This is a genomic window from Methanosarcina baikalica, from assembly GCF_031461075.1.
Taxonomy (GTDB): domain Archaea; phylum Halobacteriota; class Methanosarcinia; order Methanosarcinales; family Methanosarcinaceae; genus Methanosarcina; species Methanosarcina baikalica.
In genome coordinates this window covers 1-3,432 of sequence record NZ_JAVKPK010000124.1, presented here as the reverse complement: position 1 = coordinate 3,432, position 3,432 = coordinate 1, and the positions used below count along the sequence as shown (strand labels likewise).

Sequence of the window (3,432 nt, the reverse complement as noted above, 5' to 3'; positions counted from 1 at the left end):
TGTAATACTAATAATCTTGAGGACATTCTTAATTATTTATGTATTTTCCCTAATTAAGCTTAAAACATTATCCATAAACCAAGTAATATAAGCACAAATCCACTGATTTTTTTCAAATATATTTTATATGAACGAATTTGTTTAGATAGAGTGTAGCCTCCTATCAAGCCAATTCCAATAAAAGGTGTCAATACTCCAGCGCTGAATGCAAGCAGAAGGGTCAGATCGTTAACCGTTCCACTTGTAATGGTTTTGTTGAGCAGCACAAGAAGCATTGGAGCAGTGCAGGGAACTTTCACAAACGAAAACAATACCCCGAGGAAAAAAACTCCGCCCAGAGTACCCGCATATTTCCTGGCAGAATTCTGGAAATAATTATCCAGAACAACAGGCGATTTTAAAATTCCCAGAAGGTTTAACCCAATCAGAATTACAATGATTCCTGTTATAAAAGAAAAGCCGTCCAAGCTGGGAATTGATTTTCTAAAAGAGAGCAAACAGAGACCTAAAACTATATAAGAACTCACCAGTCCCAATCCAAATATTATTGCACGTACCATACCGTTTTTTGTGCTACTGCTTGTTCCTGCAGTGAAGCTTAAAAGAAACCCAAGTATAGCCATAAGGCAGGGAGAAAAACCTGCAAAAAGGCCGAGTGAATAGGCAAAGGGCAAATTCAGGTTTGTGTTTATATACTCGATTTCCTGTTCTTTTCTCGTTGTCCCTTCTGTGGTATATTCAGTAATATTTTCCTCTTCCACAAGATGTTCATCAATTAAAGTTTTTAGCTTTTCTTCAGTAATTTCTTCTTTGCGAATTTTTGTTTCATTGTTTATCACAATAGCCGGGACTTCAAGAAAACCATATTTATTCCATTGATTAAAACCGTCAGCAGTATTGGTTTCAATTCGTGTAATAATAATGCCATTATTATATTGAGTTTCTATTCGATCGACAAGAGGATCAGTTATTTCGCAATCATGACAACCTTTTTGATGAAAATACACAATGGAAACTGGTTGTGCCGATACGGTTGGAATTAGTAAGAAAAGTAGACAAAAGATACTCAACCCGATCAATCCAAAACCAAAAGGCAGCGATATTTTCGTGTTTTTTTGGCACGATGATATCTCATAAGGGACTAATCTGGACATTATTCTATCACCCTTCCTCGATATTTACAAGTTCGCTAATATATGCGAGTTTACTGGAGTTTCTAGATAACACTCTTCAAAACCTATCAATAAATAAAGGATGCAGCTAAATGATTCTACTATACAAACTATCAGACGCATTTCTATGTAAACTATAGAAAAAATAGTAAGAGATAAGGGAATAATTACCTTCACTGTTATTTGTGGTTGGTACAAGGCATTTGATATGTGCAGTACCTAGCAACGCAAAAATAAACACATGCCATACATCCTAATAAAGCAGTAGCACAAGTGATACTCTGATTTTTTTGCCATATATTAATTTCCCTTATCAAATTGAACCAATTAATCTGTCATTATCCACATTTCGATTCCTGCTGATAGAGGCAAACAGTTCCTATACATTGTCATTTAATAAACATTATTAACAAATTGGCACTTTTATACCATGAATTTGTACAGAAATGCAAATTTCAAAATATGAATTATTGGTTCATTGACTCAGCTACTTTTATAAATTCATCTTTAGTCATTGTGCCAGTAATCATAATTTCTGTATCATTAGAATCAAACCTAAGCATTTTTTTGCCTAATATATGTATAAGCTCGCCTTCTGCTTCCCCAATGCTAACATTTTCAGCATTTTGTAACGGATGTTTCTCCTGCAATACTGTTTGAGTTATAGCCATTCTTTCTCTTCCTTTCGTGTATACAAGGGAAACGCTCTCCATATCTCCAGATTTAGAAACAGTTGCACCATTGAATTCATACCCAGCAGTGTAAGGGTTGAGAATTGTAAAGTTCATATTGTTCTGCGCATCTTCCATACTAACGTTGTTGGACAATTTTGTTTCAGGTTCTATTATTTTCACTCCTGCCGGTGGAGAAAACTCAAACTCATCATCACTAATCCCGGTGTTGAAAGAAACGTTTGTATACTCCACACTTGAATTAAAACCTTCAAAGTAGATCTCGATTCTAACTGGAATCCAGTACTTCTTATCTATCCAGATTTTTTGACCTGTTAAATACATGTCTTTCTTTGGAGTCTCCTCTATGACATAGCAGGACGTACCAGAAAGTTTCTCCTCTCCAAGCAGCGTGGCATTGGTGTCCTCCAGCAACTCCTTGATGAATGATCCATAGTCAAGCAAGTCTCCATAACCTTCCAGTGATGTCCTGGTAGCTTCACCCTTCTTGACATCGTACACCCACATCACTTCACCGTTAGAAACTTTTATTATACCTCGTTTTTTATCCTCGCTCATGAATTTATTCGGTTTCTTGACTGAAATCTCTACTTCATCTGATATTTCTGCTCCTTGAACGTTCGTTGTAGAGATCCTTGTTGCTTTGAAGTCATGAACGGTTTCATACTTCTCCTGAGTATGTTTTGCTATTTCTTCAACAGTCATCTCACTTATGCAACCTGTTGCCACGATCGAAAGGATGAGGGTCACAATTAACAGTTTTTTAAGCATGTTGATCACACTTCATAGTGATTGGATGTAGACTTCAAAAATTCGCCAAAATTACTTTCCCTTCATTTAATATGTACCATGCTAGATAGATAATCCCCACCAGCGCAACAATGTTTCCTATACCCTTAAGGACTAGTCTATCTGTGATGTCCATCAAACCAACTCCGAACAGAACATCTGCGACTGCAATTAGAAATGTCCCGTTTATCATATCACCATCTCCTTAAATATATTTACAAGCAGTGACTGCCACAAATTATGTTAGGCCACGCTGTAAGCGCATTCTAATAGCAAACCTACTGCGTGCGCCATTGTTGTGGCATCTACCTCCTAACATTCATATTCGTGCGATTCATCCATCCGTTATTGATCGGTACCAGTAAATTGACAACTCTCTCATGTTGTGTTGAGTATGTTACCTAAACCTTGCAAATATTATCCCGCGTTTTTTTACATACTTGTCATTATAAAATAATAGTTATTCATTAGATGCCGACGATGACTATTTCTACTATGAGAGTATCGGAAAAGCCGGAATTTTACATCTAAATTCTCATAGTGCCGAAAAATCCAATCAGAAACATGAATCATACGGCATTTTGAAATTTATTGCCAATGCTTAAATGTGCCAAAATTTTGGCAATTATCGACTTTTTCGGCACTCTCACTACATTCCTTGATTTATGTGGGTTAAATATTACAGAGTTTAATGTGTTAAAGCTTAAGCTTTAGTAGCAATCCTACACATAATACTCAAGTGCATCACCAAGTCCAGTGCCCGCCACAGTCCCAAAAAC

At 36.5% G+C, this 3,432-nt stretch carries 3 protein-coding genes; all 3 read right to left on the bottom strand.

Annotated elements, in window-relative coordinates; all coding sequences use genetic code 11:
- Positions 1–59: 59 nt before the first annotated feature.
- Positions 60–1,154 carry a cytochrome c biogenesis protein CcdA gene (locus tag RG963_RS16230; protein WP_310577321.1) on the bottom strand — a complete coding sequence of 365 codons (1,095 nt, stop codon included), beginning with the start codon at positions 1,152–1,154 and terminating at the stop codon, positions 60–62.
- Between the two features lie 485 nt (positions 1,155–1,639).
- A complete protein-coding gene (locus RG963_RS16225; RefSeq protein WP_310577320.1) occupies positions 1,640–2,635 on the bottom strand; it encodes an outer membrane lipoprotein-sorting protein in 996 nt (331 codons plus the stop codon).
- A 34-nt stretch (positions 2,636–2,669) separates the two neighbouring features.
- Positions 2,670–2,846 carry a hypothetical protein gene (locus tag RG963_RS16220; protein ID WP_310577319.1) on the bottom strand — a complete coding sequence of 59 codons (177 nt, stop codon included), beginning with the start codon at positions 2,844–2,846 and terminating at the stop codon, positions 2,670–2,672.
- Between the last annotated feature and the right edge of the window lie 586 nt (positions 2,847–3,432).

Coding starts and splice junctions, on each gene's coding strand:
- RG963_RS16230 (WP_310577321.1), bottom strand. CDS start 1,154: ATGTCCAGATTAGTCCCTTATGAGATATCATCGTGCCAAAAAAACACG.
- RG963_RS16220 (WP_310577319.1), bottom strand. CDS start 2,846: ATGATAAACGGGACATTTCTAATTGCAGTCGCAGATGTTCTGTTCGGA.
- RG963_RS16225 (WP_310577320.1), bottom strand. CDS start 2,635: ATGCTTAAAAAACTGTTAATTGTGACCCTCATCCTTTCGATCGTGGCA.